General features: G+C 46.2%; 19 protein-coding genes, 11 tRNA genes, 3 rRNA genes, 1 pseudogene and 1 riboswitch. Of the genes and pseudogenes, 26 read left to right on the top strand and 8 right to left on the bottom strand.

Annotation, left to right across the window (positions count from 1 at the left end):
* Window positions 1–16 precede the first annotated feature (16 nt).
* Window positions 17–541, top strand: coding sequence for a type 1 glutamine amidotransferase domain-containing protein (locus NYE62_RS15645; protein ID WP_342497043.1), 525 nt, complete (start codon window positions 17–19; stop codon window positions 539–541).
* A gap of 31 nt (window positions 542–572) precedes the next feature.
* Here the strand turns inward: NYE62_RS15645 and NYE62_RS15640 are convergent, their stop codons facing one another.
* Window positions 573–1,559 (bottom strand): Gfo/Idh/MocA family oxidoreductase, encoded by a 987-nt coding sequence (locus NYE62_RS15640; protein WP_060561859.1) that lies wholly within the window; start codon window positions 1,557–1,559, stop codon window positions 573–575.
* 179 nt (window positions 1,560–1,738) lie between these two features.
* Here NYE62_RS15640 and NYE62_RS15635 point away from each other — a divergent pair, with 179 nt between their 5' ends.
* The 3 genes from NYE62_RS15635 (at window position 1,739) to NYE62_RS15625 (ending at window position 4,022) form a co-directional block, all read left to right on the top strand.
* On the top strand, window positions 1,739–2,899 hold the full coding sequence (locus tag NYE62_RS15635; protein WP_007408629.1) for an AI-2E family transporter: 1,161 nt from the start codon (window positions 1,739–1,741) through the stop codon (window positions 2,897–2,899).
* A gap of 91 nt (window positions 2,900–2,990) precedes the next feature.
* The gene (locus NYE62_RS15630) at window positions 2,991–3,821 is read left to right on the top strand and encodes an undecaprenyl-diphosphate phosphatase (protein ID WP_015240453.1); all 831 of its coding nucleotides are present in this window, start codon (window positions 2,991–2,993) and stop codon (window positions 3,819–3,821) included.
* Window positions 3,822–3,949: 128 nt separating this feature from the next.
* A tRNA-Ala gene (locus tag NYE62_RS15625) sits at window positions 3,950–4,022 on the top strand.
* A 507-nt stretch (window positions 4,023–4,529) separates the two neighbouring features.
* Here the strand turns inward: NYE62_RS15625 and NYE62_RS15620 are convergent.
* Window positions 4,530–4,733, bottom strand: coding sequence for a hypothetical protein (locus NYE62_RS15620; RefSeq protein WP_080130012.1), 204 nt, complete (start codon window positions 4,731–4,733; stop codon window positions 4,530–4,532).
* Between the two features lie 322 nt (window positions 4,734–5,055).
* On the opposite strand from NYE62_RS15620, the gene NYE62_RS15615 reads away from it, so the two are divergent.
* Window positions 5,056–6,186 (top strand): Rap family tetratricopeptide repeat protein, encoded by a 1,131-nt coding sequence (locus NYE62_RS15615; protein ID WP_338683726.1) that lies wholly within the window; start codon window positions 5,056–5,058, stop codon window positions 6,184–6,186.
* 1,225 nt (window positions 6,187–7,411) lie between these two features.
* A complete protein-coding gene (locus NYE62_RS15610) occupies window positions 7,412–7,732 on the top strand; it encodes a hypothetical protein (RefSeq protein WP_015240452.1) in 321 nt (106 codons plus the stop codon).
* A gap of 186 nt (window positions 7,733–7,918) precedes the next feature.
* On the opposite strand, the pseudogene NYE62_RS15605 reads toward NYE62_RS15610, so the two are convergent.
* Window positions 7,919–8,434 (bottom strand): annotated as a pseudogene (locus tag NYE62_RS15605) (cupin domain-containing protein); the annotation flags it as partial.
* A 219-nt stretch (window positions 8,435–8,653) separates the two neighbouring features.
* On the opposite strand from NYE62_RS15605, the gene hmpA reads away from it, so the two are divergent.
* On the top strand, window positions 8,654–9,829 hold the full coding sequence (gene hmpA / locus NYE62_RS15600) for an NO-inducible flavohemoprotein (protein ID WP_338683725.1): 1,176 nt from the start codon (window positions 8,654–8,656) through the stop codon (window positions 9,827–9,829).
* 141 nt (window positions 9,830–9,970) lie between these two features.
* On the top strand, window positions 9,971–10,816 hold the full coding sequence (locus NYE62_RS15595; protein ID WP_014418724.1) for a glucosaminidase domain-containing protein: 846 nt from the start codon (window positions 9,971–9,973) through the stop codon (window positions 10,814–10,816).
* A gap of 33 nt (window positions 10,817–10,849) precedes the next feature.
* Here NYE62_RS15595 and NYE62_RS15590 read toward each other — a convergent pair whose 3' ends face one another.
* The 3 genes from NYE62_RS15590 to NYE62_RS15580 form a co-directional block, all read right to left on the bottom strand.
* On the bottom strand, window positions 10,850–11,518 hold the full coding sequence (locus tag NYE62_RS15590) for a TrkA family potassium uptake protein (RefSeq protein WP_007613331.1): 669 nt from the start codon (window positions 11,516–11,518) through the stop codon (window positions 10,850–10,852).
* A 163-nt stretch (window positions 11,519–11,681) separates the two neighbouring features.
* A complete protein-coding gene (gene bslA / locus NYE62_RS15585; RefSeq protein WP_015240450.1) occupies window positions 11,682–12,221 on the bottom strand; it encodes a biofilm surface layer hydrophobin BslA in 540 nt (179 codons plus the stop codon).
* A gap of 158 nt (window positions 12,222–12,379) precedes the next feature.
* Window positions 12,380–12,934, bottom strand: a complete 555-nt coding sequence (locus tag NYE62_RS15580; RefSeq protein WP_032869843.1) for a GbsR/MarR family transcriptional regulator — start codon at window positions 12,932–12,934, stop codon at window positions 12,380–12,382.
* Between the two features lie 200 nt (window positions 12,935–13,134).
* On the opposite strand from NYE62_RS15580, the gene betB reads away from it, so the two are divergent.
* The 3 genes from betB to NYE62_RS15565 all read left to right on the top strand — a co-directional run bounded on the left by betB (window position 13,135) and on the right by NYE62_RS15565 (window position 16,486).
* Window positions 13,135–14,607 (top strand): betaine-aldehyde dehydrogenase, encoded by a 1,473-nt coding sequence (gene betB, locus NYE62_RS15575; protein WP_342497042.1) that lies wholly within the window; start codon window positions 13,135–13,137, stop codon window positions 14,605–14,607.
* A 17-nt stretch (window positions 14,608–14,624) separates the two neighbouring features.
* A complete protein-coding gene (gene gbsB / locus NYE62_RS15570; protein WP_003152181.1) occupies window positions 14,625–15,833 on the top strand; it encodes a choline dehydrogenase in 1,209 nt (402 codons plus the stop codon).
* A gap of 71 nt (window positions 15,834–15,904) precedes the next feature.
* Complete coding sequence (locus NYE62_RS15565; RefSeq protein WP_003152182.1) at window positions 15,905–16,486, top strand: MOSC domain-containing protein; 582 nt, start codon at window positions 15,905–15,907, stop codon at window positions 16,484–16,486.
* Between the two features lies 1 nt (window position 16,487).
* Here NYE62_RS15565 and NYE62_RS15560 read toward each other — a convergent pair whose 3' ends face one another.
* The gene (locus NYE62_RS15560; RefSeq protein WP_144664216.1) at window positions 16,488–16,976 is read right to left on the bottom strand and encodes a DinB family protein; all 489 of its coding nucleotides are present in this window, start codon (window positions 16,974–16,976) and stop codon (window positions 16,488–16,490) included.
* A gap of 146 nt (window positions 16,977–17,122) precedes the next feature.
* Between NYE62_RS15560 and NYE62_RS15555 the strand changes: the two genes are divergently transcribed.
* Window positions 17,123–17,653 (top strand): NfeD family protein, encoded by a 531-nt coding sequence (locus tag NYE62_RS15555; RefSeq protein ID WP_007410165.1) that lies wholly within the window; start codon window positions 17,123–17,125, stop codon window positions 17,651–17,653.
* 19 nt (window positions 17,654–17,672) lie between these two features.
* A complete protein-coding gene (locus NYE62_RS15550; protein ID WP_007613317.1) occupies window positions 17,673–19,202 on the top strand; it encodes a flotillin family protein in 1,530 nt (509 codons plus the stop codon).
* A 30-nt stretch (window positions 19,203–19,232) separates the two neighbouring features.
* On the opposite strand, the gene thiT is transcribed toward NYE62_RS15550, so the two are convergent.
* Window positions 19,233–19,814, bottom strand: a complete 582-nt coding sequence (gene thiT / locus NYE62_RS15545) for an energy-coupled thiamine transporter ThiT (protein ID WP_012118271.1) — start codon at window positions 19,812–19,814, stop codon at window positions 19,233–19,235.
* A 100-nt stretch (window positions 19,815–19,914) separates the two neighbouring features.
* Window positions 19,915–20,015, bottom strand: a riboswitch (TPP riboswitch).
* Between the two features lie 366 nt (window positions 20,016–20,381).
* On the opposite strand from thiT, the gene NYE62_RS15540 reads away from it, so the two are divergent.
* The 13 genes from NYE62_RS15540 (at window position 20,382) to NYE62_RS15480 (ending at window position 26,213) form a co-directional block, all read left to right on the top strand.
* Window positions 20,382–21,931: ribosomal RNA gene (locus NYE62_RS15540) — 16S ribosomal RNA — on the top strand.
* A gap of 233 nt (window positions 21,932–22,164) precedes the next feature.
* A 23S ribosomal RNA gene (locus NYE62_RS15535) occupies window positions 22,165–25,094 on the top strand.
* A gap of 50 nt (window positions 25,095–25,144) precedes the next feature.
* Window positions 25,145–25,260 (top strand): 5S ribosomal RNA (gene rrf / locus NYE62_RS15530).
* The 16S, 23S and 5S rRNA genes sit together here with 10 tRNA genes alongside, the layout of an rRNA operon.
* 23 nt (window positions 25,261–25,283) lie before the next feature.
* Window positions 25,284–25,359 (top strand) — tRNA-Val (locus tag NYE62_RS15525).
* A 29-nt stretch (window positions 25,360–25,388) separates the two neighbouring features.
* Window positions 25,389–25,464 (top strand) — tRNA-Thr (locus tag NYE62_RS15520).
* Between the two features lie 37 nt (window positions 25,465–25,501).
* Window positions 25,502–25,577 (top strand) — tRNA-Lys (locus tag NYE62_RS15515).
* 10 nt (window positions 25,578–25,587) lie between these two features.
* Window positions 25,588–25,671, top strand: a tRNA-Leu gene (locus NYE62_RS15510).
* Window positions 25,672–25,680: 9 nt separating this feature from the next.
* Window positions 25,681–25,755, top strand: a tRNA-Gly gene (locus NYE62_RS15505).
* A gap of 19 nt (window positions 25,756–25,774) precedes the next feature.
* A tRNA-Leu gene (locus NYE62_RS15500) sits at window positions 25,775–25,860 on the top strand.
* A gap of 9 nt (window positions 25,861–25,869) precedes the next feature.
* Window positions 25,870–25,946 (top strand) — tRNA-Arg (locus NYE62_RS15495).
* 16 nt (window positions 25,947–25,962) lie between these two features.
* Window positions 25,963–26,039: transfer RNA gene (locus NYE62_RS15490), tRNA-Pro, on the top strand.
* Between the two features lie 4 nt (window positions 26,040–26,043).
* A tRNA-Ala gene (locus tag NYE62_RS15485) sits at window positions 26,044–26,116 on the top strand.
* A gap of 20 nt (window positions 26,117–26,136) precedes the next feature.
* A tRNA-Met gene (locus NYE62_RS15480) sits at window positions 26,137–26,213 on the top strand.
* Window position 26,214: the final 1 nt, after the last annotated feature.

The following is a 26,214-nucleotide window of genomic DNA, read 5'->3' as shown; positions in this document are numbered from 1 at the left end:
GAAGGGAGTGGCAGTGATGAGATTAGAAGGTAAAAAAGTCATAGCGCTTGTCAGTGACGATTTTGAAGACTTAGAGCTTTGGTATCCCGTCTACCGGCTGAGAGAGGAAGGCGCGATCGTTCATTTAATAGGAGAAGAAGCGGGCCGTTCATACAAAGGAAAATACGGCGTGCCCGCGACGGCGGATTACGATGTTAAGAGCCTGATTATCCAGGAGTATGATACCGTGCTCGTGCCTGGCGGCTGGGCTCCTGACAAACTGCGAAGATATCCCGAAGTTTTGGACATCATCCGTACGATGAACGAGCAGAAAAAGCCGATCGGCCAGATCTGCCATGCGGGCTGGGTGCTCATATCTGCCGGAATTCTCGCAGGAAAAAAAGTAACGAGCACGCCCGGTATCAAAGACGACATGACAAATGCAGGGGCACAGTGGCTGGATGAAGCTGTCGTAACTGACGGACACATTGTATCAAGCCGCCGCCCGCCCGACCTTCCGCAGTATGCAAAAGCGTTTGCTGACCTGTTAGCGTCCAAATAAAAAACATCCGCCCGAATCCGGGCGGATGTTTTTAGTTTTGATCGGCGGGAAAGACAATTCCGATTTGTTTTCTCGCTTCTTCCATAATGCTTGCCGTAATGAAAGAACGTTCAAATGTATTTTCGGAAGACTCCCGCTGTCCGTTTCGAAGAAGATTGATGAATTCAGCCGTTTCGTAGTACATCGATGGTTTCAGATCAGGGACTGAAATGTCTTCCGTCCGGCCGTCACGATAGCGGATTTCCGCCCGTTCCGGTCCGTGAATGCTGTCCAGAACGATCGTGCCGTCTTCACCCTGAATCTCCGCCGGGGCAAACGAATTTGAGATTTTCGAATGCATCAGCACCGCTTCAAATCCGTCGTATGACAGAATGACCGTGCCTTCGCCGTCAACGCCGGATGCTAGTTTATGACCGGTCGCAATGACGTTTTTCGGTTTGCCGAACAGGACGACTGCCGGATAAATGCAGTACACGCCGATGTCCATTAACGAACCGTTCGATAATTCAGGCTTAAACGCGTTTAGCACCGTACCGTTCTTATATGCATCATATCGTGATGAATATTGGCAGTAGCTTGCCGTGAATCTCCTGACGGGTCCGATTTTATGTAAGTGGTTTTGAAGCATGCTGAAGTTCGGCAGGAACGTTGTTTTCATGGCTTCCATCAAGAGAACGCCGTTCGTTTTGGCTGCGTGAATCATTTCATCCGTTTCCCTTGCGTTAGACGCAAACGGTTTTTCGCACAGTACATGCTTGCCGTGTTCCATAAAAAGGACCGCCTGCTCTTTGTGAAATGCATTCGGGCTGGCGAGATACACCGCGTCATAGGCTTTGCTTTCCGCCATTTCTTTCAGGCTGGTGAAAGAATGAGCAGCGCCGTGTTTGCCGGCGAATTCCGCCGCGCGTTCCTCAGTTCTGGAATAAACCGCCGTTAATTGAAAATCATCAATAGCAGAAGCCGCCTCCAGAAATCGTTCTGTAATCCAATTCGTTCCGACTGTTGCAAATCGAATCATTGCTATCGCTCCTTCTATGTATTGGCTTACATTATAGCTTTTTTTCTGAGAAACATAAATGGAAAAAAGGCTGCCAGCTAAAGGGATAGGAAAAATTCCCATAGAGACCGGTTATTATTTTTCATTACAGGAACGATAGTGTACAATTTAAGTAAAATACATATGATGGAGGAACAATAGTGGAAACATTGCAAACATGGGGCGGCAGATTTAAACAGTTTTTCTTAGACAATAAATTTGTCTTGTTTTTGCTTGTATTGCTGCTCATCGGTCTCAATATCCTTGTCTTTATGAAGACATCATTTATTTTCACACCTATTATCGTCCTGCTCAAAACGATTGCGCTCCCCGTCATTTTGACAGGAATTGTTTATTATCTGCTTAATCCGATCGTAGATATATTGGAAAAAATAAGAGTGAAAAGAGTCTATTCCATCCTGCTCCTTTACCTCATTATTATAGGGCTGATTACGATTACGGTCGTTTCAATTATTCCGTTTTTAAAGGAACAGATCATGAGCCTGATCGACAATCTGCCGAAATATGTGGATATCGTTGAAGATCAGACGAAAAGCCTGATCGGAAGCGATTTTGTAAATCAGGCGCAAAAGACGATGAATATCAACATTTCCGATCTTGCTAATAAAGTATCGGCGCAGGCGGCGACAATTGCAAACAGCACATTTACCGGAGTCGGGAATTTTATCGGCGCGCTGACCGAAGTGATTATTTCAATTGTGACCGTGCCGTTTATTCTGTTCTATTTGCTGAAAGACGGCAAAAAACTGCCGATTTATATCTTAAAGTTTGTGCCCACCCGTCTGAAAGAACAAACGTATACGATGCTTAGTGAAATGAACCACAGATTAAGTTCCTATATCAGAGGACAGGTCATCGTCAGCTTCTGCATCGGGTTTTTATTATTTATCGGCTATCTGATTATCGGACTTGATTATGCGTCACTGCTTGCGGTCATTGCCGCTTGTACGAGCGTTGTTCCGTATTTAGGGCCGACCATTGCCATCACGCCGGCGATTATTATCGCGTTGGTCACTTCGCCCCTTATGCTGCTGAAGCTTGCGATTGTATGGACCGTTGTCCAGCTCGTGGAAGGGAAATTAATTTCGCCGCAGATCATGGGGAAAAATCTTCACATTCACCCGATTACCATCATCTTTGTTCTTTTAACCGCCGGAAAGCTGTTCGGGGTTGTCGGCATTATTTTAGCCATCCCGGGGTATGCGGTCATCAAAGTGGTCACGACCCATCTGTTTGATTGGTTCAAAATGCGTTCGCATTTATATGAAGAAGAAAAAAATGATGCTGGATCGAAGTCATAAAATCGGAACGGATATGATATTTATTATAAGACAGGCTTTCCTTCAGAGGAGAGCTTCTCTTTTGTAAATGATGAATGAAGGGAAGAATGGGATGACACTATGGGAGATGTTCACAGCAGCCGTTTTGGGAATCGTGGAAGGGCTGACGGAGTATGCGCCGGTTTCTTCCACGGGACATATGATCATAGCGGATGACATCTGGCTGAAATCCGGAAGCCTGATGAATCCGGAAGCCGCCAATTCCTTCAAAGTGGTGATTCAGCTCGGTTCGATTCTGGCGGTGGCCATTGTGTTTAAGGATCGGATATTACATTTACTCGGCCTCAAAAAAAACGTCACGCGCGATCAGCAGAAGGGATACAGGCTGACCATCGCGCAAATCGCCGTCGGTCTTGTTCCGGCGGCGGTGCTCGGCTTTTTATTTGAGGATTTCATTGACCGCTATTTATTCTCCGTCAGAACGGTCGCTTACGGATTAATTGCCGGAGCCGTGCTTATGCTTATAGCGGACTGGATCAATAAAAGGAAAGAAACGATCGATACGGTGGACAGAATCACCTACAAACAGGCTTTCTGTGTCGGATTATTCCAGTGTCTCGCCTTATGGCCCGGATTTTCCCGCTCAGGCTCAACGATTGCCGGAGGTGTCATTGTCGGCTTGAATCACCGGGCAGCCGCAGACTTCACATTTATTATGGCTATTCCGATTATGGCGGGCGCAAGCCTTCTGAAGCTGGTGAAATACTGGAGCAGTCTTTCTTATGACATGATTCCGTTTTTTCTTGTCGGCTTTATTTGCGCCTTTATCGTCGCCCTCTTAGTCGTCAAATTTTTTCTTCGGCTTATTAACCGGATTAAGCTTGTCCCGTTCGCCATTTACCGTGTCATCCTCGGCATCATTTTAATCATGCTCGTGCGATAAACGAAGAGGCCCCCCGGAGGGTCTTCTTTTTATGTTCGAAAAACGTCTCAGGAAAATATGAGCAAACTGAATTTTCTGCTTGAAATTCATAGAAGACTCGTCTATAATAAAACATGACGTTACAGCACGGGGCCATAGCTCAGCTGGGAGAGCGCTACGCTGGCAGCGTAGAGGTCAGGGGTTCGAGCCCCCTTGGCTCCATACCTTTAAACCCTTATTCTATAAGGGTTTTTTTGTTTGTCAGGAACAGGGCCAATAGTCCCAAAAAGCAATTGGGGACAATTTGGGGACGAAAAATTTATTTTGAGGAAGTTTAGTTGCTTTTCGCCTTCAAATTAGGATTGAATTGATCAAAATATTGAGCTGTCTCATTTCCAAGGTTTTCTAGTTACATGTCTTCGGCTTGCATGATCGGCGCGTTTCTGAATGGCGCTTATATTTTCAGCGGCTTCTATAAGGAGAGCCTAGGTGGTTTTACAAGAGGCTGCCCGTTGACCGTTTTAGAAATTGATCGATTTACATAGAAGCCGCCTCTTTCCCAATCCACATCCAAATGCGATTGAAAGGCAAGTCCTTCACCATGCCGAAAACCGCCCAATCATTGCACTGTATAAACGCCATATTATAACCCCCTATTTTGGAAAATTGCGGGTGCATTTATCTGATTTTAATCTGTTTAGACTATAGATCGAATATTGACAAAAAGGATTATGACCATAAACTCAAAGCAAGAGTCGAAATCCCCCAAGCTAATATACCAAACATCACAGAGAACCTAAGACAAGCTTCAAATTTTGTAAGCCCTCGCTCTCTTTTTGTTTTACCTAATTTCCAATAAACAGCATATCCGGAGAACACCAAAATGATTACTCCGAGTCGTGTCATATCTTCTAAAAATTTTATACCATCCATTGATTTTCACCTCGTTTATTTATGAGAAAAAAATAAAGTAGACTTGTAGAGAGTCTACTTATAAACACTATCCCAAAGTAAACATTTTCATAGAGTTTTAAACATTTGAGTGATAAAGTAAGGCGCATTTTAAAATGACACATCCTTAATCCCTCCCAATTATATTCCCCATACATTAGTTTTATTATCGCAAATGGGATGGTCGTTTCCAACAGTTACGTGAAAATAAGTAATCTGGTAGACCGCAAACAAATTGCGGTTTTTTTTCGTTCAAACATAATTTGGAAATGTTAGAATATTATATAAAAGGAGGAGTGGCCTTGTGAGTTCTGTTTTACCATCATCAGAGGTTGGCGTTAAGATCAATGAATGGTACAAAATGATATGTCAGTTCAGTGTTCCGGATGCGGAGATTTTGAAAGCGGAAGTGGAACAAGAAATAAATGAGATGGAAGAAGACGAGTATCTACTGATTTACTACACCCTCATGAAATTCCGCCATCAGCTTATGCTGGATTATTTAGAACCGGTGACTACCCGCGTGAGACCGACAATTGACGAGCTGCTGGAAAAAATCGAAGCATCAAATAAAGGAATTTCCGGCCTGCTGTGCTATTATTCTTTATTTTTCCGCGGCATGTATGAATTTGATCAAAAGCAGTATGTAAAGGCGATCGGCTTTTATAGAGAGGCTGAAAAACAACTCGTTCATGTGCATGATGAAATTGAGAGAGCGGAGTTTCATTTTAAACTGGCTGAAGCATATTACGGTATGAAACAAAGCCACGTCTCCATGCATCACGTAAAGCAAGCGCTCGATATTTACGATCAGTATGAGTTGTATAAGGTCCGGAAAATTCAATGTCTATTTGTCGTATCAGGGAACTATGTAGACTTTAAACGTTATGAAAAAAGCTTGCCGCATTTAGAAAAAGCTTTAGAGTTGTCGAAACAAGTAAACAATAATGAAAGGCTGCTCAGTTCTGCTTATTACAACATAGGAAAGAATTACGGAGACTTAGAAGAATACAATAAAGCTGAAATCTACTTAAAAAAAGCAGCGGAGATATCTGAAAAGTATAAATTGGGTAACCTTCCGCATTCCTTGTTTACATACGCAAAGCTTCTATTTAAACAAGGGAAAACAAGCGAGGCGATTCAAATCAGCAAAAAGGGACTTTCATCAGCGATATTTCAAGGAGATAAGCTGTTTGAATCTCTGCAAAAATATTTGGAGGCTTTATATATTAATGCAATAGACCAAATGGGAATCAAAAAAACAATTGATTACCTTGAGAAAAATAAAAACTATTCGTATGTAGAAGATATTGCTCTTGATACGGCTGCTGTTTATGCAGAGTCAAAGCAATATGACAAATCTTATTTTTATCATCAAAAAATGATTCAAACGCAAAAACAAATTCAGAGGGGAGAATGCCTGTATGAATTTTAGAAAAGGCGTATTTATCATTGTGTCGGCTGTCGTTTTAATGTCAGGGATCGGTCTAGCAACATCGGCTGTTTCATTTGATGGATCTTATCAAGTTTCGTCTGATCGTAATCAAACCTAAGAAGGAGAGTGCCTGTATGAATTTTAAAAAAAGCATTTTCATTATTTTGGGTCTGTCGTTATCTTTTATATGCGAAGTGGGTGTGAACACAGTGGAAAAACAAACACATGATACCTTTCAAACTGCCTCAGATCGTTTCCAGACTTGATCAGCTTACGCCTTTTCTTCGGAAAAGGCTTTTTTCCTTTCTTCATTATATTGTTTCAAAACATCCACTTGTTTTTATTCTTATCCCATTTCAGCATACGCTGCCTCATGAGGTTCTTCACTGCTTCCCGGATAGCGCGTTCATCCTTGCCGGTTTTTCTCTTCAATTCATCCAAGGAGGGGTTTTTTCCGAATTGGATCATGTTAAAGATAATCCGGTACACTTTTCATTCGAAATCAGTCATTTGATCATCTCCCAACTTCATAAGTATCAACGGATAAAAGAGAATCAAATATAATAAGCCATGTATCCCCCTTATGAACTGCGCAGATAACCTCGCGTATGTATTCGTCGTCTTAAAGCTCGAACGATAAATCTATGCTAATATTAAAAAAATATGGCACTCTATATTTTTAGATCTTAAGAATATATAAGAATTGATAAGCTCAATTTTCAAATTTAATGGAGGGAAAATAGAAAGGAGAGAAATGAGAAAGTATTTTGGAATAGTGTCGCTTATCATCCTTTTATTCGCATTGTGCTTTCTGCCTCATATTCATTGGGCGCTTGGAATCCTAGGAATTGTCGTGGGGAGTATTCTAGCAATCAAATCGCCTAAAGGAATTGCAAAGAACATTTCTTTTGTTATCCTAGCACTTTGTTTACTTTTACTATTATTATTGATTGTGATGGGCGTTTTGATGGCAGGTCTAGTGGAAAATTAACCTTTAATTTATTATCCAATTTGGGGACCAACTTATTCATTTTTAGCCAAATAAAAGATTAGGGTTTGAAACAAAACGTCTGTTCGTATCAGGAACTCATCTCCACACCGGCAGCGTAGAGGTCAGGGGTTCGAGCCCCCTTGGGTCCATACCTTTATAAGTTTTTAATCCTCTGCGGCAGCCTCTATGTTCTGCTTCATTTCTAACAACTCAAAATAAAGGAAAGAGAGAAAAATGAAAAAGAAAATCTATCTTCTACTAACTCTTTCAGCGGCACTGGCACTTCTTTTAACAGCGCTCCCGGCTCTTTCTCCCGTCGTCTTCACGTCTGCTTCAGAAAAAGGAGCCATCAGGCATGACATTTATAAAAAAGGATATCCGTATCAAAGCTACTTTGCGATTCTTCGAAAAGAAGAAGGCGGCGGAGAGGCCGGGAACCTTTATTATGTAAATTGGTTCAATTGGAAAGATGATACCGGACAGACGCCGCACGTATGTTATTCAAAAAAATCGTCCGAAGGCGAGTACAAAGTAAGCTGCGGAACCGGACCGTAATGATCAAGAGCCCCTCTTCAATGAGGGGCTCTTTCTGTCAATGCCGCTCTGGCTCTCCGTTTAATATCCCCAATATAACGGCGTATCATAATGCCGATACGGATCATTCGGATAATGCGTATTTGGCTGATAAGGCGTATTCATATCATGAATCCCCGTGTTTTCAGTCTGTCCGCAGTATTTATCGGGGCCTATCACAGTTGATTGCCGGATCGGTGAAACGGCTTTTTCCCACTCATGCTCATTCAGACAGTACGTATGCGCCATGATCTCTGGCGGCGTCAGACGGAGAATATCCGAGCCGTATATCACTTCAGGCGAAGGGGCGTCAAATATGGCCAAAAGGTGGGTTTTGTCTGAAGTGGCGACTTCATAATGCCACCACCCCTGCGGAACATTCGCCACTTGTCCTGAAGAGATCGGATAATTCCGTATTTTCTGGGTGAACGGATTCAGCATCGACACCACCGCGGAACCCGAAATACAGTACACCAATTCAGCGGCGTTTTGATGGGTATGCGGTTCAATCACATTTGTTTTGCTCAGAAAGATATCTAATAATGAAATATTTTCAAGCGTGTTTAACTGTTTAATCCCCAATACATTGATAAAGTTCCGAGCATCTTTCGTAAAAAAACGGCTCTCATTCACATCATAAGTGAATTGTGTATTCGGAGACGTGTAATCGATATCGGAAACCATGCACTCCCCCGCTTTCATCTTTAAACGTATATTCCCAAATATATGTGTCCCTGTTTCACCGGGTGATAAAAAAAAGGAGGTGAAATCCATAAATTCCAAATCCAACACAATATTGTGACGACTTTTTTAAAGATTCATTTTCAATATATCTTTTATTCGAAATATCTCTTACTATAAAGATATATTGAAAATACATCTTTAGAAGGGTTGAGGATTAACATGCTGGATGAGAGAACAATAGACATCATCAAAAGCACAGTACCCGTATTGAAAACACATGGAGAAAACATCACCGGACGCTTTTATAACCTGATGTTTCAAGATCATCCCGAACTGTTAAATATGTTTAACCAAACGAACCAAAAGAAACAGACTCAGCGCGCAGCATTGGCAAATGCAGTCATTGCGGCTGCGGCGAATATTGATCAATTAGAACAAATCATTCCGGCGGTCAGACAGATCGGCCATAAACACACAAGCATCGGTGTAAAACCGGAACATTATCCGATTGTCGGAAAGTATCTGCTTCTGGCAATTAAGGATGTGCTGCAGGATGCCGCAACTCCTGAGGTTATGCAGGCATGGGAAAAAGCCTACGGTGTTATTGCGGAGGCTTTCATCGGCATTGAAAAAGACATGTACAATGAAGCCGGATGGCAGGGGTATAAAGAATTTACGGTTATACAGAAAACGAAAGAAAGCAAAGATATCACATCATTTTATATCAAACCGAGTGACGGCTCTTCGCTTCCTGGATTTGAAGCGGGACAATATATCAGCATTAAAGTGCGGATTGCGGATTCTCCTTATACGCACATTCGCCAGTACAGCCTGTCTGATGCTTCTCAAAAAGGGGCATATCGGATTTCTGTGAAAAAGGACGGAGCGGTTTCTTCTCATCTCCACAATGAAGTTCAAGAGGGAGATAAACTTGAAGTCAGCGCACCCGCTGGGGATTTCAAGCTGTCTTCTTCCGAAAAACCGGTTGTTCTTATCAGTGCCGGCTCCGGAATCACGCCGATGATGAGCATGCTGAAAACAGCCGCCGAAAAACAGCCGGAGCGTGCCGTTACTTTTATTCATGCCGCGAAAAACGGAGAGTACGCCGCGTTCCGCAAAGAGGCTGAACAAGCTGCGGAGAATCATCCGAATATTAACGTCATTTATGTATACAGTGAACCGGCAGAACAAGACCGCTCAGGAGACAAGCCTTTTTACAGCGGCAGGATTGATCAAACCTTCTTGGAGCAGCTTCATCTGAATCAAGATGCTGAATTTTACTTGTGCGGATCAGCGCAGTTTATGACGCAAATGAAAGATATGATTCTTGCACTCGGGTTTGACACTGATTCCGTTCAATATGAATTGTTCGGCCCTCAGCTGAGCATGGCATAACCAAAAAGACTCCTCAAAGAGGAGTCTTTTTTATTTGCACAATGTGTTCTTTCTCCGTCTTTTTCCCTATTTTATTGAAATTTTCATCAATGACCAGTAAAATTATAAATCTAGTGATTCCGGAATTAAAGGAAGGTTGATATGAAAAAGAAAGCAAAGACCAAAAGGGTGCTTGGGTGCCTTTTTGCTGTATCTCTTATATTCGGATTATTTCTGGTATCAATGGTGTTTTCGAAATTCATAGTGACGGAAGAAAAACCGCCTGAAGAGGTGGACGAGCAGCAGGTCTTTATTGACAGCCTTTCGGGGCATGCTCAAATTTTATATGAGAAATATCATGTCCTTCCGAGCATCACCCTCGCACAGGCCATTCTCGAATCGGACTGGGGGAACAGTGAGCTTGCGGGGAAAGCGCGCAACCTGTTCGGTGTAAAAGGTGATTATAAAGGAAAACACGTCACGATGAAAACGGATGAATTTGAAAAAGGAAAACGAAAAACGATTCGGGCAAAATTCCGTAAATACAGCACGTTTTTTGAATCAATGGATGACCATGCCAAATTATTTGTCAACGGAACGTCTTGGAATAAAAAGAAGTATAAGCCTGTCATTGAAGCGGACAATTATAAAACAGCGGCGGCTGCCCTTCAAAAATCCGGCTACGCCACAGACCCCGGCTATGCTGAAAAAATTAAAGATGTCATAGAAACCTATAACCTGAATGAATATGACAAAATCAATGCCTCTCTTAAAGCAGTTGATATGAAAGGCGCCATCAAAGACCACGCCATTGAAGACGTGTGGTCCAAGCCGTCAAAAGAGCGGCATTCTATTAAACTGGCATCGGCGCAAAAGTTTACCGGCCAGCATATTAAAGTCGTATCTGAAAAACAAAACGGAGAATCCGTCTGGTACCAAATTCAAGTGAAAGATGAGCTGATCGGCTGGGTTGACCAAACCGCCGTCCAGTTAAGTGAAGAAACATAAGCATCAAAAAAAGCCGGCAGCCCGCCGGCTTTTTTACATTCCTTCAGTTTCAAACCTTTTAATATCACGTTTATGCCCCATCAGCACAAGGCAGTCACATTCATGAATGACAGTCTCCGGAGAAGGGGACAGCTGAATGTCTCCGTTATGTTTCAAGGCGAGAATGGTGCAGCCGAATCTGGCCCGGACGCCAAGATCAAGAATGGATTTTAAATGCAGCTTTTTCGTGGCTGAAAGCTCCACGATGCTGTATTCATCTGACAAATCAATATAATTTAAGACGTTTTCATCCGAGAGGCTTTGCGCAATCCGCACGCCCATATCCTTTTCGGGATGGATAATACGATCAGCACCGATCTTTTCAAGCACTTTGTGATGATAATAGTTTTGCGCTTTCACCCAAATATTAGGGATGTTCAGCTCCTTCAATAACAGCGTCGTCAGCGTGCTTGCCTGAATGTTGGCGCCGATTGCTACGATGACATATTCAAAATTTCTGATGCCGAGCGACTGAAGCTCGCTTTCTTCCGTTGAATTTGCCCGCACAGCATGCGTGGCATAAGAGGAGTATGCGTTGACCCGCTCTTCGCTGATATCGACCGCAAGCACCTCATGCCCCATTTTAAAAAGCTCTTTACAGATGCTTCCGCCGAAACGTCCGAGTCCGATGACGGCAAATTGTTTATTTTTGATTTTTCCCAATCCTCATAACTCCTTAAGAAACTGTTTTCGTCACTCCAAATACAACAAACAAGAATGTACTCCTGTTTCAAGGGTTTGTCAATGCGAGGGCCGGAAGAAAGAAAACAGCACGAAAAAAGACCGGCTGACAAGCGATGGGCTTGTGCCGGTCCGTTTTTCGCAATTATTTGCAGTTGCAAGGCTGTGTCGGCGGTGTGCTGCGTTTTTGAACAACAATTGTGTCCTCAGCATAGAATTTAGAGCCGATGCTTAATGATTTATTTTCTGCACGGAACTTATATGTACCTGCAGCAGGCAATGTTTTATTATTAAGAGAAAGCTTGAATTCCGCTGCGCCGAGCAAATCAATGTTTAACGGAAGTCTGACTGTTTTGCCGTTATTCAGAATCTGTCTTTCACGCAAAGCGTGTCCGTTGACTGTATCTTTTGTTGTAGCCGCAAATCCGCTAGGAAGGGTAAATTCCATAACGCCTAAGCTCAGGATCGTGTTCGGACGGTACGTCAATTCGATATCAGAAAATGACCATTCCTGCTGGCTGGCACCTGTATATTTTGCAAATAAGGTAGCAGTCGCTTTCGTGGACATTTCCGGTTCGTGAACGGTTGAGCCTGACTCAGCGGCGAATGACGCTGTCGGCAGAGAAAGAAGCAAAACCAGGCCGAATAAACTTGCCATGACAGTTGAGAAAAATTTCTGTTTCATTTTCATAAATCCCCCTAAAAAAATTTGTTGATTGTTCTTAAAAAAGAACGACCATACCTATAAAAATTTACCATCAATTTTAATGGAAGTAAATGGGGTTATGTTCCTATATTTTCTCAAAAATAATCAAATCACGACAAAAAACGCCTGATTTTGATTCAGGCGTTTTTTTCGTCCGTTTCTATCGGAATAAATTTAAAAATTTCCCCGCTCTGAACCGAGTCAGCGAGACGCTTCAGCCAATGATAATAAGCTTTCGAACTTTCAAGCTGATCATATAACTGCCGCGCTTCTTCCTGTAATTCCGTGTTGCCTTCCTCGGCCAGCAAAACGGACTGCAAATCCGCCTGGGCCTGTTCGATGGCGGACAAATTCACCTGAACTTCACGATCCCATTTCGGCGGGAAGAAATTCGTGAAAAACGTAAAGAAATCTTTTTCCGCTACAAACGTATGCTTCCGTGTGCCGCGGTGAAAGGTTTTTTTGACCACATTTAAATCCTGCAGCTTTTTTACGCCTGTGCTCATACTCGGTTTGCTCATCTGCAGTTCCTCACGCATTTCGTCAAGCGTCATTTCATCCCTCATATACATTGTTCCGTATAAAATCCCGACACTTCGAGTGATTCCGTAAAGATCCATCGTCTCTGCAATGGAATCAATGACAAGATCCCTAGCTTGTTCTATAGCTGCGAATTCTGGATTCTCATCCATACTGTCCCTCTTTTCCTCTTGAAGTTTAAATTTGTTAAGTCATTTCTTTATGTTCTTAATCTTAACGAATCATGACAAAATGTCAAAATCTAAACGGACTGACCGGGTTTTGACAGGCAAAAAAACATATGTTAAATTAATATTGTTAAAAACATTAAATTTTTATTTAACAAACTTACTTTTCGGTAAGGAGGACTCTTATGAGCAAAACGCTTTATATCGGCGGCGAATGGATCAGTGCAGAAAAAAAACAGACCCGCCGTATCATTAATCCATTTAATCAAGAAGAAATTGCAACGGTATGCGAAGGAGACCGGAACGATGCGGTGAAAGCCATCGCCGCAGCCAGAAAAGCATTTGATGAAGGGGAGTGGCCGGTGCTTTCCGGGCTCGAGCGCGGACAATTTGTTCTGAAAATTGCGGAATTAATCAGACGCGATCTGAACGAATTAGCTGAGCTGGAATCGCTCGATACAGGAAAAACGATTGAAGAAAGTAAAGCCGATATGGATGATATCGCAAATGTATTTCAATATTATGCCGGTTTGGCGGATAAAGACGGAGGCGAGGTCATTTCATCTCCGATTCCCGATTCCGTAAGTAAAATCGTCAGAGAGCCAATTGGCGTATGCGGACAAATTACGCCGTGGAACTATCCGCTCCTTCAGGCGAGCTGGAAAATCGCTCCCGCTCTTGCGGCCGGAAACACGATCGTTTTAAAGCCGAGCGAGATTACTCCGCTGACAACCATTAAAGTCTTTCAATTAATAGAAGAAGCCGGTATTCCGAAAGGGGTCGCCAATCTTGTGCTGGGGCCGGGCGCCTCTGTCGGCGATGAGCTGGCGAGAAACCTCGACGTCGATTTGGTCTCTTTTACGGGCGGAATTGAAACAGGCAAAAAAATCATGCAGGCGGCAAGCGGCAATGTGAAAAAGATTGCCCTGGAGCTTGGCGGCAAAAATCCGAATATCGTATTTCAAGATGCAGATCTCGAAACAGCTGCAGATCAAGCGCTGAACGCCGTGTTTTTCCATGCCGGCCAAGTTTGTTCGGCAGGGTCACGTCTTTTGGTGGACAAAGCCATTCATGATGAATTTTTAGCCGAGCTGATCAAGCGCACGAAACGCATCAAATTAGGAAATGGTTTTCATGAAGATACGGAAAGCGGTCCGCTGATTTCCGCCGAGCATCGGGCCAAAGTCGAAAAATACGTAGAAATCGGTATCGAAGAAGGGGCAAAACTGGAAACAGGCGGCAAACGTCCTGATGATCCCGCCCTTCAAAACGGTTTCTTCTATGAACCTACTATTTTCTCAAACTGCAAGTCTGATATGCGGATAGTCCAAGAGGAGATTTTCGGCCCCGTTTTAACAGTTGAGTCATTTTCATCTGAAGAAGAAGTGATCAGACTTGCCAACGATACCATTTACGGGCTGGCCGGAGCGGTATGGTCAAAGGATATTGAAAAATGCGAACGCGTAGCCGCCAAACTGCGGATGGGAACGGTATGGATCAATGATTTCCACCCGTATTTCGCGCAAGCGCCATGGGGCGGGTACAAACAATCGGGCTTCGGCCGCGAACTCGGCAAAATCGGTCTGGAAGAATACACGGAAATCAAACATATTTACCGCAACACGAAACCAGCGGCTGTGAACTGGTTTCAAGCATAACGAGGAGGAGATACAATATGACATTAAATATGAAAGTAGAAAGCATGCATAAATTCCATACATTCGAAATCCCGACAGTCATTAAACACGGAATCGGTGCGATTCAGCACGCGGGAAGTGAAGTCAGAGCGCTTGGCGTCACAAAAGCGCTGCTCGTAACAGACCCGGGAATTTATAACGCGGGAGTGGCAAACCCGGTCATTGAATCTTTACAGGAAGCGGGCATCGAAGTCGTCCTGTTTAACAAAGTGGAGCCGAACCCGCCTGTACGTCTTGTAAACGAAGGATCAGAACTGTATAAAAAAGAAAACTGCAACGGCCTTGTGGCTGTCGGCGGCGGAAGCTCCATGGATACAGCGAAAGCGATCGGGGTAGAAGCGACACACGAAGGAAGCGTGCTTGATTATGAAGCCGCGGAAGGCAAAAAGCCGCTGGAAAACCGTATTCCTCCGCTGACAACGATCCCGACGACTGCGGGAACAGGTTCAGAGGTCACACAATGGGCGGTCATTACAGATGAGGAAAGAGAATTTAAATTCAATACGGGCGGACCGCTTATCGCCGCGCATTTAACGGTCATTGACCCTGAGCTGCACACGTCCATGCCTCCGCATGTGACGGCCATGACAGGTATTGACGCACTTGCGCACGCCATCGAGTGCTATACGATGAAATTCGCGCAGCCGATCACTGATGCCGTCGCTTTAATGGCCATTGAATATGCGGCGCATTATATTAAGCGCGCGTTTGCGGACGGAGAGGATTTGGAAGCAAGATACGGCATGGCGCAGGCGGCGATGCTTGCCGGCCTTTCATACGGCAGTGAATCAGCAGGCGCGGCGCATGCGATGAGCCAGACGCTCGGCGGCATCATCCCTGTCGCTCACGGACAATGCGTCGCAGCTATGATGGGGCCGGTAATGGAATACAACTGGAAAGGCTATCCGGAAAAATTCGCCCGCATCGCCAAAGCATTCGGAATCGATACAAGCAACATGACAACCGAAGAAGCGGCAAAAGCGTCCGTCAACTGGATGTATGATCTTGTAAAAGATTTAGAGGTGCCGAGTTTAGAAGAACAAGGTGTGTCTCCGGACATGATTGAACGTTTATCAAAAGAAGCCATGAAAGATCCGCAAACTTTCGGAAATCCAAGAGATTTGAATGAGAAAGCATACAACTGGATTTACAAACGCTGCTTTGACTTAACGCCGAAAACGGTATAATAAATGAACCCCGCTCCTTTACAGAGCGGGGTTTTTTAAGGATAATGTCAAGAAAAAGGCGGTGGCGGCTGATGTGGAAACGCATAACAGCAAAGACGGAAGGCGTATATATAGCGGATACCGAACAATTTGTTACCAAAAAGATGGACAAGCTTCGTGCGGAATACGGCGGGTTTCCCGGTGACCTGCATTTCGGACTGACAAAAAAGGCCGGCGCGCGTGAGCCGATGTATGAAAGAGGAACAGAAATTTTTAACCGGAGACAGATTTCAATCGTGTCCATGGAGGAATGTGATGACATTGCGGAGAAGATGGGGATTTCTCATATCTTTCCCGAATGGCTCGGCGCTAATATCGCAATCAGCGGTTTTTCTGCACTGACGCCGCTTAAGGAAGGAAGCAGAATGATATTTCCGAGCGGTGCGTCTCTGTTGTGCGAGGGAGAAAATGATCCGTGCATTCAGCCGGGAGAAGTCATTCAATCCTTTTATCCGGATCAGCCAAAACTCGCCGCGGCGTTTGTGAGGCACGCGATGGGCAGAAGAGGAATTGTCTGTATTGTTGAACGCCCGGGTGACATATGCACGGGCGATGCGGTCACCATCCATTCTTATGAACCGAAACGCGCCAAGAAAAAAATCGAGAAGGTCTGACTCAGACCTTTTCGATTTTTTGTTTGATTTCTTTTATTTGATTAATGTGACGCTTTTCATGATGGCCGATAAAATCAATCCACTGGCGGATCGTCAGTTCTTGAAAAACAGGATGGGGAAGCACACGTTCAAAGTCTTCCTCGTTTAATGATGAAATAACTGCGGTCAGCTGCTGTCTTGCCGTATCTAATTCCTGTTTTGCTTCAATGACTGGTAATCGGTTTTGCTCAGGTTCGAGGTGTGACGGCGCCGGCCGTTTATCTGTTCTGTCCTCTATAAACTCCATCGGTTTTTCTTCTATTTCTTTTAACGGTGCGTCTTTTGCCTGCTTTGATAAAAGGGTCTGCGCTGTTTCGTCAATTTTCTTTAAATGGTCAAGGACTTCCCGCACGCTCCATTCATCAGCCGCGGGCTTTCGGTTGAATTCCTCATCAGAGAGTCCTTTCAGTTCTTCCCAGATCTGCTGTCTGGCTTCATTAAAAATGCTCATCCTATCTCCTCCTTTAGAGTAAACATATCATATCCGGATTGGATAATCATGTAATCAGCCTTCCTTATCAGAAAATTGAAACCATTCACCTTTACATCCGTATATAAAGTAACACTCCGACACCTCGGCCGAAAGGAGGATAGAAGATGGACATATTTCATCTGCCGCTTGAAACGGTCTATCTTTACACATTGATTATTTCGGGAAGTCTCACGCTTTTGATTCTGTTTTTTCAAGATGTGTTTCACGGCCTCTCGGAAGCCATTCCTGTTTCATTTTTAAACCCTGCATTGATTCTGTCTTTTTTAACAATCTTTTCAGCCTCAGGTTATATCGGCGAAATCGCCGCTCCGCTATCAAGTTCTGTCATTGCGTTGCTTTCATTTGTTCTTTCGGTTCTTTTGGTCAGCCTGCTTCACTTCTTCGTCCTTGTCCCGCTTTCATCAGCGGAAGAATCGCTCGCTTATCGAGAGACGGATTTAAAGGGCAGAGTCGGCAGGGTCATTACTTCCGTCCCGAAAGACGGCTATGGAGAAGTGATCATAGAGGGAATAGGGGGCGCCATCTCTAAATCAGCCGTCAGCTTTGATCAAGAACAGATCAAGTACGGAACGGCCGTATTAGTGATTGACGTAAAAGACGGAGTGCTTTTTGTGACGCCGCATGAACCAATCTGATATCTAAGGGGGAACTGTTATGACTATGCCGATTATCATCGTCATCGGAATCGTATTCTTTTTACTCATCGCACTTATTGCTGTATTTATTACGAAGTACCGGACGGCGGGGCCGGACGAAGCCCTTATCGTGACCGGAAGTTATTTGGGAAATAAGAACGTCCACATTGATGAAGGCGGAAATCGTTTAAAAATCGTCCGGGGCGGGGGAACGTTCGTGCTCCCGGTATTCCAGCAGGCAGAACCTCTCAGTTTACTGTCAAGCAAACTTGATGTCTCTACACCTGAAGTCTATACAGAACAAGGCGTGCCGGTAATGGCCGACGGAACCGCCATTATTAAAATCGGAGGCTCCATCGGTGAAATCGCAACAGCAGCTGAACAATTTTTGGGGAAATCTAAGGAAGACCGTGAGCAGGAGGCGCGGGAGGTGCTGGAAGGCCATCTGCGCTCCATCCTCGGCTCTATGACCGTTGAAGAGATTTATAAAAACAGGGAAAAGTTTTCTCAGGAAGTCCAGCGGGTCGCGTCTCAGGATCTTGCTAAAATGGGGCTCGTGATCGTTTCTTTTACGATTAAAGACGTCCGAGATAAAAACGGCTATCTTGAATCATTAGGTAAGCCCAGAATCGCCCAAGTCAAGCGGGATGCGGACATTGCCACGGCAGAAGCGGATAAAGAGACGAGGATTAAACGCGCGGCCGCTGATAAAGACGCAAAAAAATCAGAGCTGGAGCGGGCGACGGAAATAGCTGAAGCGGAAAAAATCAATCAGCTGAAAATGGCGGAATACAGAAGAGAGCAGGATACAGCAAAAGCCAATGCCGACCAGGCATATGATCTTGAAACAGCAAAAGCCCGCCAGCAGGTGACAGAGCAGGAAATGCAAATTAAAATTATTGAGCGGCAAAAGCAGATTGAATTGGAGGAAAAAGAAATTCTGCGCCGTGAGCGCCAATATGACTCTGAAGTGAAGAAAAAAGCCGATGCTGACCGTTACTCGGTGGAACAAGCGGCCGCGGCCGCAAAAGCGAAGCAGCTCGCAGAAGCAGATGCCGAGCAGTACAGCATCGAAGCGATGGCCAAGGCGGAAGCGGAACGCGTGAGAATTGACGGTCTTGCTAAAGCAGAGGCTGAAAAGGCGAGAGGAGAAACCGAAGCGGAAGTCATCCGCCTGAAAGGTCTCGCAGAAGCGGAAGCTAAAGAAAAAATCGCCGAAGCATTCGAAAAATACGGGCAGGCTGCAATCCTTGATATGATTGTGAAAATGCTGCCTGAATATGCGAAGCAAGTCTCAGCGCCTCTTTCCAACATTGATAAAATAACCGTCGTTGATACGGGAGGAAGCGGTGAAAATGGCGGGGCCAATAAAGTCACAGGCTACGCAACCAATTTAATGGCCGGTCTTCAGGAAAGCTTAAAAGCATCTTCCGGAATCAATGTAAAAGAGCTTATTGAGAATTTTTCAGGCAAAGGAAACATAAAACAAAGTATAAATGAACTTACAAAAGAACTGAGTGATTCAAACGAACGGCACAGCCCGGAATAAAAAAACAGCAGGCGTAAACCGCCTGCTGTTTCAGTTTGTCCGCTTAGCTTCAAGAAGCCGCGGCGCAGTCATGAATAATAAGATAAGGACAATGGCCGAAAGGATAAAAGAAGGAATCATATAAGTCGCGTTGTAGACGGACGAATAAATCCATACCGGCGTGCCTTTCGGAGCATAGCTTCCGAAAAAGACAGCTCCGGAGACCACATGTGCCGCATAGCGCAGCACACTGCCGATGAAAACACCGCCTATAACATACATCGTTAAAGCGCCTCTTTTTTTATTCAATGCCGATTCTCGTACACCGGAAGCAAACAAGCCGCTGAAACCGAGAACTGCAAATGCCGCGATGTAATCAAGAAATAGCTGCACCGGGTGCTGCAAAAACAAATTGCCGATGGCGATCTGGACAATCCCTGTCAAAAAGCCTGTCGTAAGCCCGGCTTTCACTCCCCAGCGGAATGAAATCAAAAAAATCGGAATCATCATAATAGAGACCGAACCGCCTTGGGGCATCCGGAGAAACATACCTGAGACAATGTCCAGAATGACAGCCGCCCCGGTCATAATCGCTATTTCAATTAAGCGCACAAGCCGTGTTGAATGATTCATAGTTTTCCCCCTGGTCAGACAACCGTAACAAGGATAAACAAAAAAGCAGCGCGGGGAAGGATGGGAAAAGGTCCGCGCGCTGCTTGCATAAACTGCAAATCATTTGGCTTTGCCACATCCCTACGCCAGCGTTAACTAACAGGTTCAAAGGGTCAGAACAAAATGTTCACTCTCAGCTTTAATGCTCCCCTTGTGGTCATCAAGTATTTAGTTCAATCTTACTATACAAGAAAATATGCCAAACCACAAGACAGCTTATCTTTCTATAGAAGAGAAACTGAAATAAGTATTAAAGAAAATAATTAATGATTTTTTTAAAAAAACTATTGTCATATTTTCAAAAGGGTGTTATATTATTAAACGTCGCTGATGAACAGCAGACAACAACGAAAAGCTTCGCAAACAACTTAAAAAAAGTTGTTGACATAAAAGAAGCTGAGTGGTAAGATAATAAAGCTGCTTCAACAAGCGGTAATGATCTTTGAAAACTAAACAAGACAAAACGTACCTGTTAATTCAAAGTTTTAAATAAATCGCACAGCGATGTGCGTAGTCAGTCAAACTACTTTATCGGAGAGTTTGATCCTGGCTCAGGACGAACGCTGGCGGCGTGCCTAATACATGCAAGTCGAGCGGACAGATGGGAGCTTGCTCCCTGATGTTAGCGGCGGACGGGTGAGTAACACGTGGGTAACCTGCCTGTAAGACTGGGATAACTCCGGGAAACCGGGGCTAATACCGGATGGTTGTTTGAACCGCATGGTTCAGACATAAAAGGTGGCTTCGGCTACCACTTACAGATGGACCCGCGGCGCATTAGCTAGTTGGTGAGGTAACGGCTCACCAAGGCGACGATGCGTAGCCGACCTGAGAGGGTGATCGGCCACACTGGGACTGAGACACGGCCCAGACTCCTACGGGAGGCAGCAGTAGGGAATCTTCCGCAATGGACGAAAGTCTGACGGAGCAACGCCGCGTGAGTGATGAAGGTTTTCGGATCGTAAAGCTCTGTTGTTAGGGAAGAACAAGTGCCGTTCAAATAGGGCGGCACCTTGACGGTACCTAACCAGAAAGCCACGGCTAACTACGTGCCAGCAGCCGCGGTAATACGTAGGTGGCAAGCGTTGTCCGGAATTATTGGGCGTAAAGGGCTCGCAGGCGGTTTCTTAAGTCTGATGTGAAAGCCCCCGGCTCAACCGGGGAGGGTCATTGGAAACTGGGGAACTTGAGTGCAGAAGAGGAGAGTGGAATTCCACGTGTAGCGGTGAAATGCGTAGAGATGTGGAGGAACACCAGTGGCGAAGGCGACTCTCTGGTCTGTAACTGACGCTGAGGAGCGAAAGCGTGGGGAGCGAACAGGATTAGATACCCTGGTAGTCCACGCCGTAAACGATGAGTGCTAAGTGTTAGGGGGTTTCCGCCCCTTAGTGCTGCAGCTAACGCATTAAGCACTCCGCCTGGGGAGTACGGTCGCAAGACTGAAACTCAAAGGAATTGACGGGGGCCCGCACAAGCGGTGGAGCATGTGGTTTAATTCGAAGCAACGCGAAGAACCTTACCAGGTCTTGACATCCTCTGACAATCCTAGAGATAGGACGTCCCCTTCGGGGGCAGAGTGACAGGTGGTGCATGGTTGTCGTCAGCTCGTGTCGTGAGATGTTGGGTTAAGTCCCGCAACGAGCGCAACCCTTGATCTTAGTTGCCAGCATTCAGTTGGGCACTCTAAGGTGACTGCCGGTGACAAACCGGAGGAAGGTGGGGATGACGTCAAATCATCATGCCCCTTATGACCTGGGCTACACACGTGCTACAATGGACAGAACAAAGGGCAGCGAAACCGCGAGGTTAAGCCAATCCCACAAATCTGTTCTCAGTTCGGATCGCAGTCTGCAACTCGACTGCGTGAAGCTGGAATCGCTAGTAATCGCGGATCAGCATGCCGCGGTGAATACGTTCCCGGGCCTTGTACACACCGCCCGTCACACCACGAGAGTTTGTAACACCCGAAGTCGGTGAGGTAACCTTTATGGAGCCAGCCGCCGAAGGTGGGACAGATGATTGGGGTGAAGTCGTAACAAGGTAGCCGTATCGGAAGGTGCGGCTGGATCACCTCCTTTCTAAGGATTTTAACGGAATATAAGACCTTGGGTCTTATAAACAGAACGTTCCCTGTCTTGTTTAGTTTTGAAGGATCATTCCTTCAAAACATAGGAACACCTGCTAAATGCGCCACTTCCTGTGGCAACGCATGTGTTAGCATGTCCTATGCGTTGTTCTTTGAAAACTAGATAACAGAAGTAATTCACATTCAATTAGTAATGCAAGATATCACGTAGTGATTCTTTTTAACGGTTAAGTTAGAAAGGGCGCACGGTGGATGCCTTGGCACTAGGAGCCGATGAAGGACGGGACGAACACCGATATGCTTCGGGGAGCTGTAAGCAAGCTTTGATCCGGAGATTTCCGAATGGGGAAACCCACCACTCGTAATGGAGTGGTATCCATATCTGAATACATAGGATATGAGAAGGCAGACCCGGGGAACTGAAACATCTAAGTACCCGGAGGAAGAGAAAGCAAATGCGATTCCCTGAGTAGCGGCGAGCGAAACGGGACCAGCCCAAACCAAGAGGCTTGCCTCTTGGGGTTGTAGGACACTCTGTACGGAGTTACAAAGGAACGAGGTAGATGAAGAGGTCTGGAAAGGCCCGCCATAGGAGGTAACAGCCCTGTAGTCAAAACTTCGTTCTCTCCTGAGTGGATCCTGAGTACGGCGGAACACGTGAAATTCCGTCGGAATCCGGGAGGACCATCTCCCAAGGCTAAATACTCCCTAGTGACCGATAGTGAACCAGTACCGTGAGGGAAAGGTGAAAAGCACCCCGGAAGGGGAGTGAAAGAGATCCTGAAACCGTGTGCCTACAAGTAGTCAGAGCCCGTTAACGGGTGATGGCGTGCCTTTTGTAGAATGAACCGGCGAGTTACGATCCCGTGCAAGGTTAAGCAGAAGATGCGGAGCCGCAGCGAAAGCGAGTCTGAATAGGGCGAATTGAGTACGTGGTCGTAGACCCGAAACCAGGTGATCTACCCATGTCCAGGGTGAAGTTCAGGTAACACTGAATGGAGGCCCGAACCCACGCACGTTGAAAAGTGCGGGGATGAGGTGTGGGTAGGGGTGAAATGCCAATCGAACCTGGAGATAGCTGGTTCTCTCCGAAATAGCTTTAGGGCTAGCCTCAAGGTAAGAGTCTCGGAGGTAGAGCACTGATTGGACTAGGGGCCCCTACCGGGTTACCGAATTCAGTCAAACTCCGAATGCCGATGACTTATCCTTGGGAGTCAGACTGCGAGTGATAAGATCCGTAGTCGAAAGGGAAACAGCCCAGACCGCCAGCTAAGGTCCCAAAGTATACGTTAAGTGGAAAAGGATGTGGAGTTGCTTAGACAACCAGGATGTTGGCTTAGAAGCAGCCACCATTTAAAGAGTGCGTAATAGCTCACTGGTCGAGTGACTCTGCGCCGAAAATGTACCGGGGCTAAACGTATCACCGAAGCTGCGGACTGTTCTTCGAACAGTGGTAGGAGAGCGTTCTAAGGGCTGTGAAGCAAGACCGGAAGGACTTGTGGAGCGCTTAGAAGTGAGAATGCCGGTATGAGTAGCGAAAGAGGGGTGAGAATCCCCTCCACCGAATGCCTAAGGTTTCCTGAGGAAGGCTCGTCCGCTCAGGGTTAGTCGGGACCTAAGCCGAGGCCGAAAGGCGTAGGCGATGGATAACAGGTTGATATTCCTGTACCACCTCCTCACCATTTGAGCAATGGGGGGACGCAGGAGGATAGGGTAAGCGCGGTATTGGATATCCGCGTCCAAGCAGTTAGGCTGGGAAATAGGCAAATCCGTTTCCCGTGAAGGCTGAGCTGTGATGGCGAGCGAATTATAGTAGCGAAGTTCCTGATTCCACACTGCCAAGAAAAGCCTCTAGCGAGGTGAGAGGTGCCCGTACCGCAAACCGACACAGGTAGGCGAGGAGAGAATCCTAAGGTGATCGAGAGAACTCTCGTTAAGGAACTCGGCAAAATGACCCCGTAACTTCGGGAGAAGGGGTGCTCTGTTAGGGTGCAAGCCCGAGAGAGCCGCAGTGAATAGGCCCAGGCGACTGTTTAGCAAAAACACAGGTCTCTGCGAAGCCGTAAGGCGAAGTATAGGGGCTGACGCCTGCCCGGTGCTGGAAGGTTAAGAGGAGCGCTTAGCGTAAGCGAAGGTGCGAATTGAAGCCCCAGTAAACGGCGGCCGTAACTATAACGGTCCTAAGGTAGCGAAATTCCTTGTCGGGTAAGTTCCGACCCGCACGAAAGGCGCAACGATCTGGGCACTGTCTCAACGAGAGACTCGGTGAAATTATAGTACCTGTGAAGATGCAGGTTACCCGCGACAGGACGGAAAGACCCCGTGGAGCTTTACTGCAGCCTGATATTGAATGTTGGTACAGCTTGTACAGGATAGGTAGGAGCCTTGGAAACCGGAGCGCCAGCTTCGGTGGAGGCATCGGTGGGATACTACCCTGGCTGTATTGACCTTCTAACCCGCCGCCCTTATCGGGCGGGGAGACAGTGTCAGGTGGGCAGTTTGACTGGGGCGGTCGCCTCCTAAAAGGTAACGGAGGCGCCCAAAGGTTCCCTCAGAATGGTTGGAAATCATTCGCAGAGTGTAAAGGCACAAGGGAGCTTGACTGCGAGACCTACAAGTCGAGCAGGGACGAAAGTCGGGCTTAGTGATCCGGTGGTTCCGCATGGAAGGGCCATCGCTCAACGGATAAAAGCTACCCCGGGGATAACAGGCTTATCTCCCCCAAGAGTCCACATCGACGGGGAGGTTTGGCACCTCGATGTCGGCTCATCGCATCCTGGGGCTGTAGTCGGTCCCAAGGGTTGGGCTGTTCGCCCATTAAAGCGGTACGCGAGCTGGGTTCAGAACGTCGTGAGACAGTTCGGTCCCTATCCGTCGCGGGCGCAGGAAATTTGAGAGGAGCTGTCCTTAGTACGAGAGGACCGGGATGGACGCACCGCTGGTGTACCAGTTGTTCTGCCAAGGGCATCGCTGGGTAGCTATGTGCGGACGGGATAAGTGCTGAAAGCATCTAAGCATGAAGCCCCCCTCAAGATGAGATTTCCCATTCCGCAAGGAAGTAAGATCCCTGAAAGATGATCAGGTTGATAGGTCTGAGGTGGAAGTGTGGCGACACATGGAGCTGACAGATACTAATCGATCGAGGACTTAACCAATTTGAATGTATGCTTACTGTTATCTAGTTTTGAGAGAACACTCTCAATGGTTTGGTGGCGATAGCGAAGAGGTCACACCCGTTCCCATGCCGAACACGGAAGTTAAGCTCTTCAGCGCCGATGGTAGTCGGGGGTTTCCCCCTGTGAGAGTAGGACGCCGCCAAGCCATTACACGTAAGTGTAATATACGGAGGATTAGCTCAGCTGGGAGAGCATCTGCCTTACAAGCAGAGGGTCGGCGGTTCGAGCCCGTCATCCTCCACCATTCCTATCATACATAAGTTGGCGTATTAAGCCGGTGTAGCTCAATTGGTAGAGCAACTGACTTGTAATCAGTAGGTTGGGGGTTCAAGTCCTCTTGCCGGCACCACCTTTATATGTTATACTATATAAGTCTCTTGTAATAAGAGCCATTAGCTCAGTTGGTAGAGCATCTGACTTTTAATCAGAGGGTCGAAGGTTCGAGTCCTTCATGGCTCACCATGTTTTTCTTGCGGATGTGGCGGAATTGGCAGACGCGCTAGAATCAGGCTCTAGTGTCTTTACAGACGTGGGGGTTCAAGTCCCTTCATCCGCATTGCCAAACGCGGAAGTAGTTCAGTGGTAGAACATCACCTTGCCAAGGTGGGGGTCGCGGGTTCGAATCCCGTCTTCCGCTCCAACTATACTATACCATCCATGCCGGGGTGGTGGAATTGGCAGACACACAGGACTTAAAATCCTGCGGTAGGTGACTACCGTGCCGGTTCAAGTCCGGCCCTCGGCACTTATTGTTGCGCCCGTAGCTCAATTGGATAGAGCGTTTGACTACGGATCAAAAGGTTAGGGGTTCGACTCCTCTCGGGCGCGCCATACATACTTTTGAAAACGGGAAGTAGCTCAGCTTGGTAGAGCACATGGTTTGGGACCATGGGGTCGCAGGTTCGAATCCTGTCTTCCCGACCATTTTGGGGCCTTAGCTCAGCTGGGAGAGCGCCTGCTTTGCACGCAGGAGGTCAGCGGTTCGATCCCGCTAGGCTCCACTTGATTTTAATTGTTTTTTGGCGGTGTAGCTCAGCTGGCTAGAGCGTACGGTTCATACCCGTGAGGTCGGGGGTTCGATCCCCTCCGCCGCTACCAT

The organism is Bacillus sp. FSL K6-2861 (genome assembly GCF_038630725.1).
GTDB lineage: Bacteria > Bacillota > Bacilli > Bacillales > Bacillaceae > Bacillus > Bacillus velezensis.
The sequence above is the reverse complement of the archived record's forward strand: the minus strand, read 5'-3'. Positions and strand labels throughout refer to the sequence as shown.

What these genes read in the sequence shown, in the direction of transcription:
- NYE62_RS15645 (WP_342497043.1), top strand. Translation starts at nt 17, where the DNA reads ATGAGATTAGAAGGTAAAAAAGTCATAGCGCTTGTCAGTGACGATTTT.
- NYE62_RS15640 (WP_060561859.1), bottom strand. Translation starts at nt 1,559, where the DNA reads ATGATTCGATTTGCAACAGTCGGAACGAATTGGATTACAGAACGATTT.
- NYE62_RS15630 (WP_015240453.1), top strand. Translation starts at nt 2,991, where the DNA reads ATGACACTATGGGAGATGTTCACAGCAGCCGTTTTGGGAATCGTGGAA.
- NYE62_RS15620 (WP_080130012.1), bottom strand. Translation starts at nt 4,733, where the DNA reads ATGGATGGTATAAAATTTTTAGAAGATATGACACGACTCGGAGTAATC.
- NYE62_RS15610 (WP_015240452.1), top strand. Translation starts at nt 7,412, where the DNA reads ATGAAAAAGAAAATCTATCTTCTACTAACTCTTTCAGCGGCACTGGCA.
- hmpA (WP_338683725.1), top strand. Translation starts at nt 8,654, where the DNA reads ATGCTGGATGAGAGAACAATAGACATCATCAAAAGCACAGTACCCGTA.
- NYE62_RS15595 (WP_014418724.1), top strand. Translation starts at nt 9,971, where the DNA reads ATGAAAAAGAAAGCAAAGACCAAAAGGGTGCTTGGGTGCCTTTTTGCT.
- bslA (WP_015240450.1), bottom strand. Translation starts at nt 12,221, where the DNA reads ATGAAACAGAAATTTTTCTCAACTGTCATGGCAAGTTTATTCGGCCTG.
- NYE62_RS15580 (WP_032869843.1), bottom strand. Translation starts at nt 12,934, where the DNA reads ATGGATGAGAATCCAGAATTCGCAGCTATAGAACAAGCTAGGGATCTT.
- betB (WP_342497042.1), top strand. Translation starts at nt 13,135, where the DNA reads ATGAGCAAAACGCTTTATATCGGCGGCGAATGGATCAGTGCAGAAAAA.
- gbsB (WP_003152181.1), top strand. Translation starts at nt 14,625, where the DNA reads ATGACATTAAATATGAAAGTAGAAAGCATGCATAAATTCCATACATTC.
- NYE62_RS15565 (WP_003152182.1), top strand. Translation starts at nt 15,905, where the DNA reads ATGTGGAAACGCATAACAGCAAAGACGGAAGGCGTATATATAGCGGAT.
- NYE62_RS15560 (WP_144664216.1), bottom strand. Translation starts at nt 16,976, where the DNA reads ATGAGCATTTTTAATGAAGCCAGACAGCAGATCTGGGAAGAACTGAAA.
- NYE62_RS15555 (WP_007410165.1), top strand. Translation starts at nt 17,123, where the DNA reads ATGGACATATTTCATCTGCCGCTTGAAACGGTCTATCTTTACACATTG.
- NYE62_RS15550 (WP_007613317.1), top strand. Translation starts at nt 17,673, where the DNA reads ATGACTATGCCGATTATCATCGTCATCGGAATCGTATTCTTTTTACTC.
- thiT (WP_012118271.1), bottom strand. Translation starts at nt 19,814, where the DNA reads ATGAATCATTCAACACGGCTTGTGCGCTTAATTGAAATAGCGATTATG.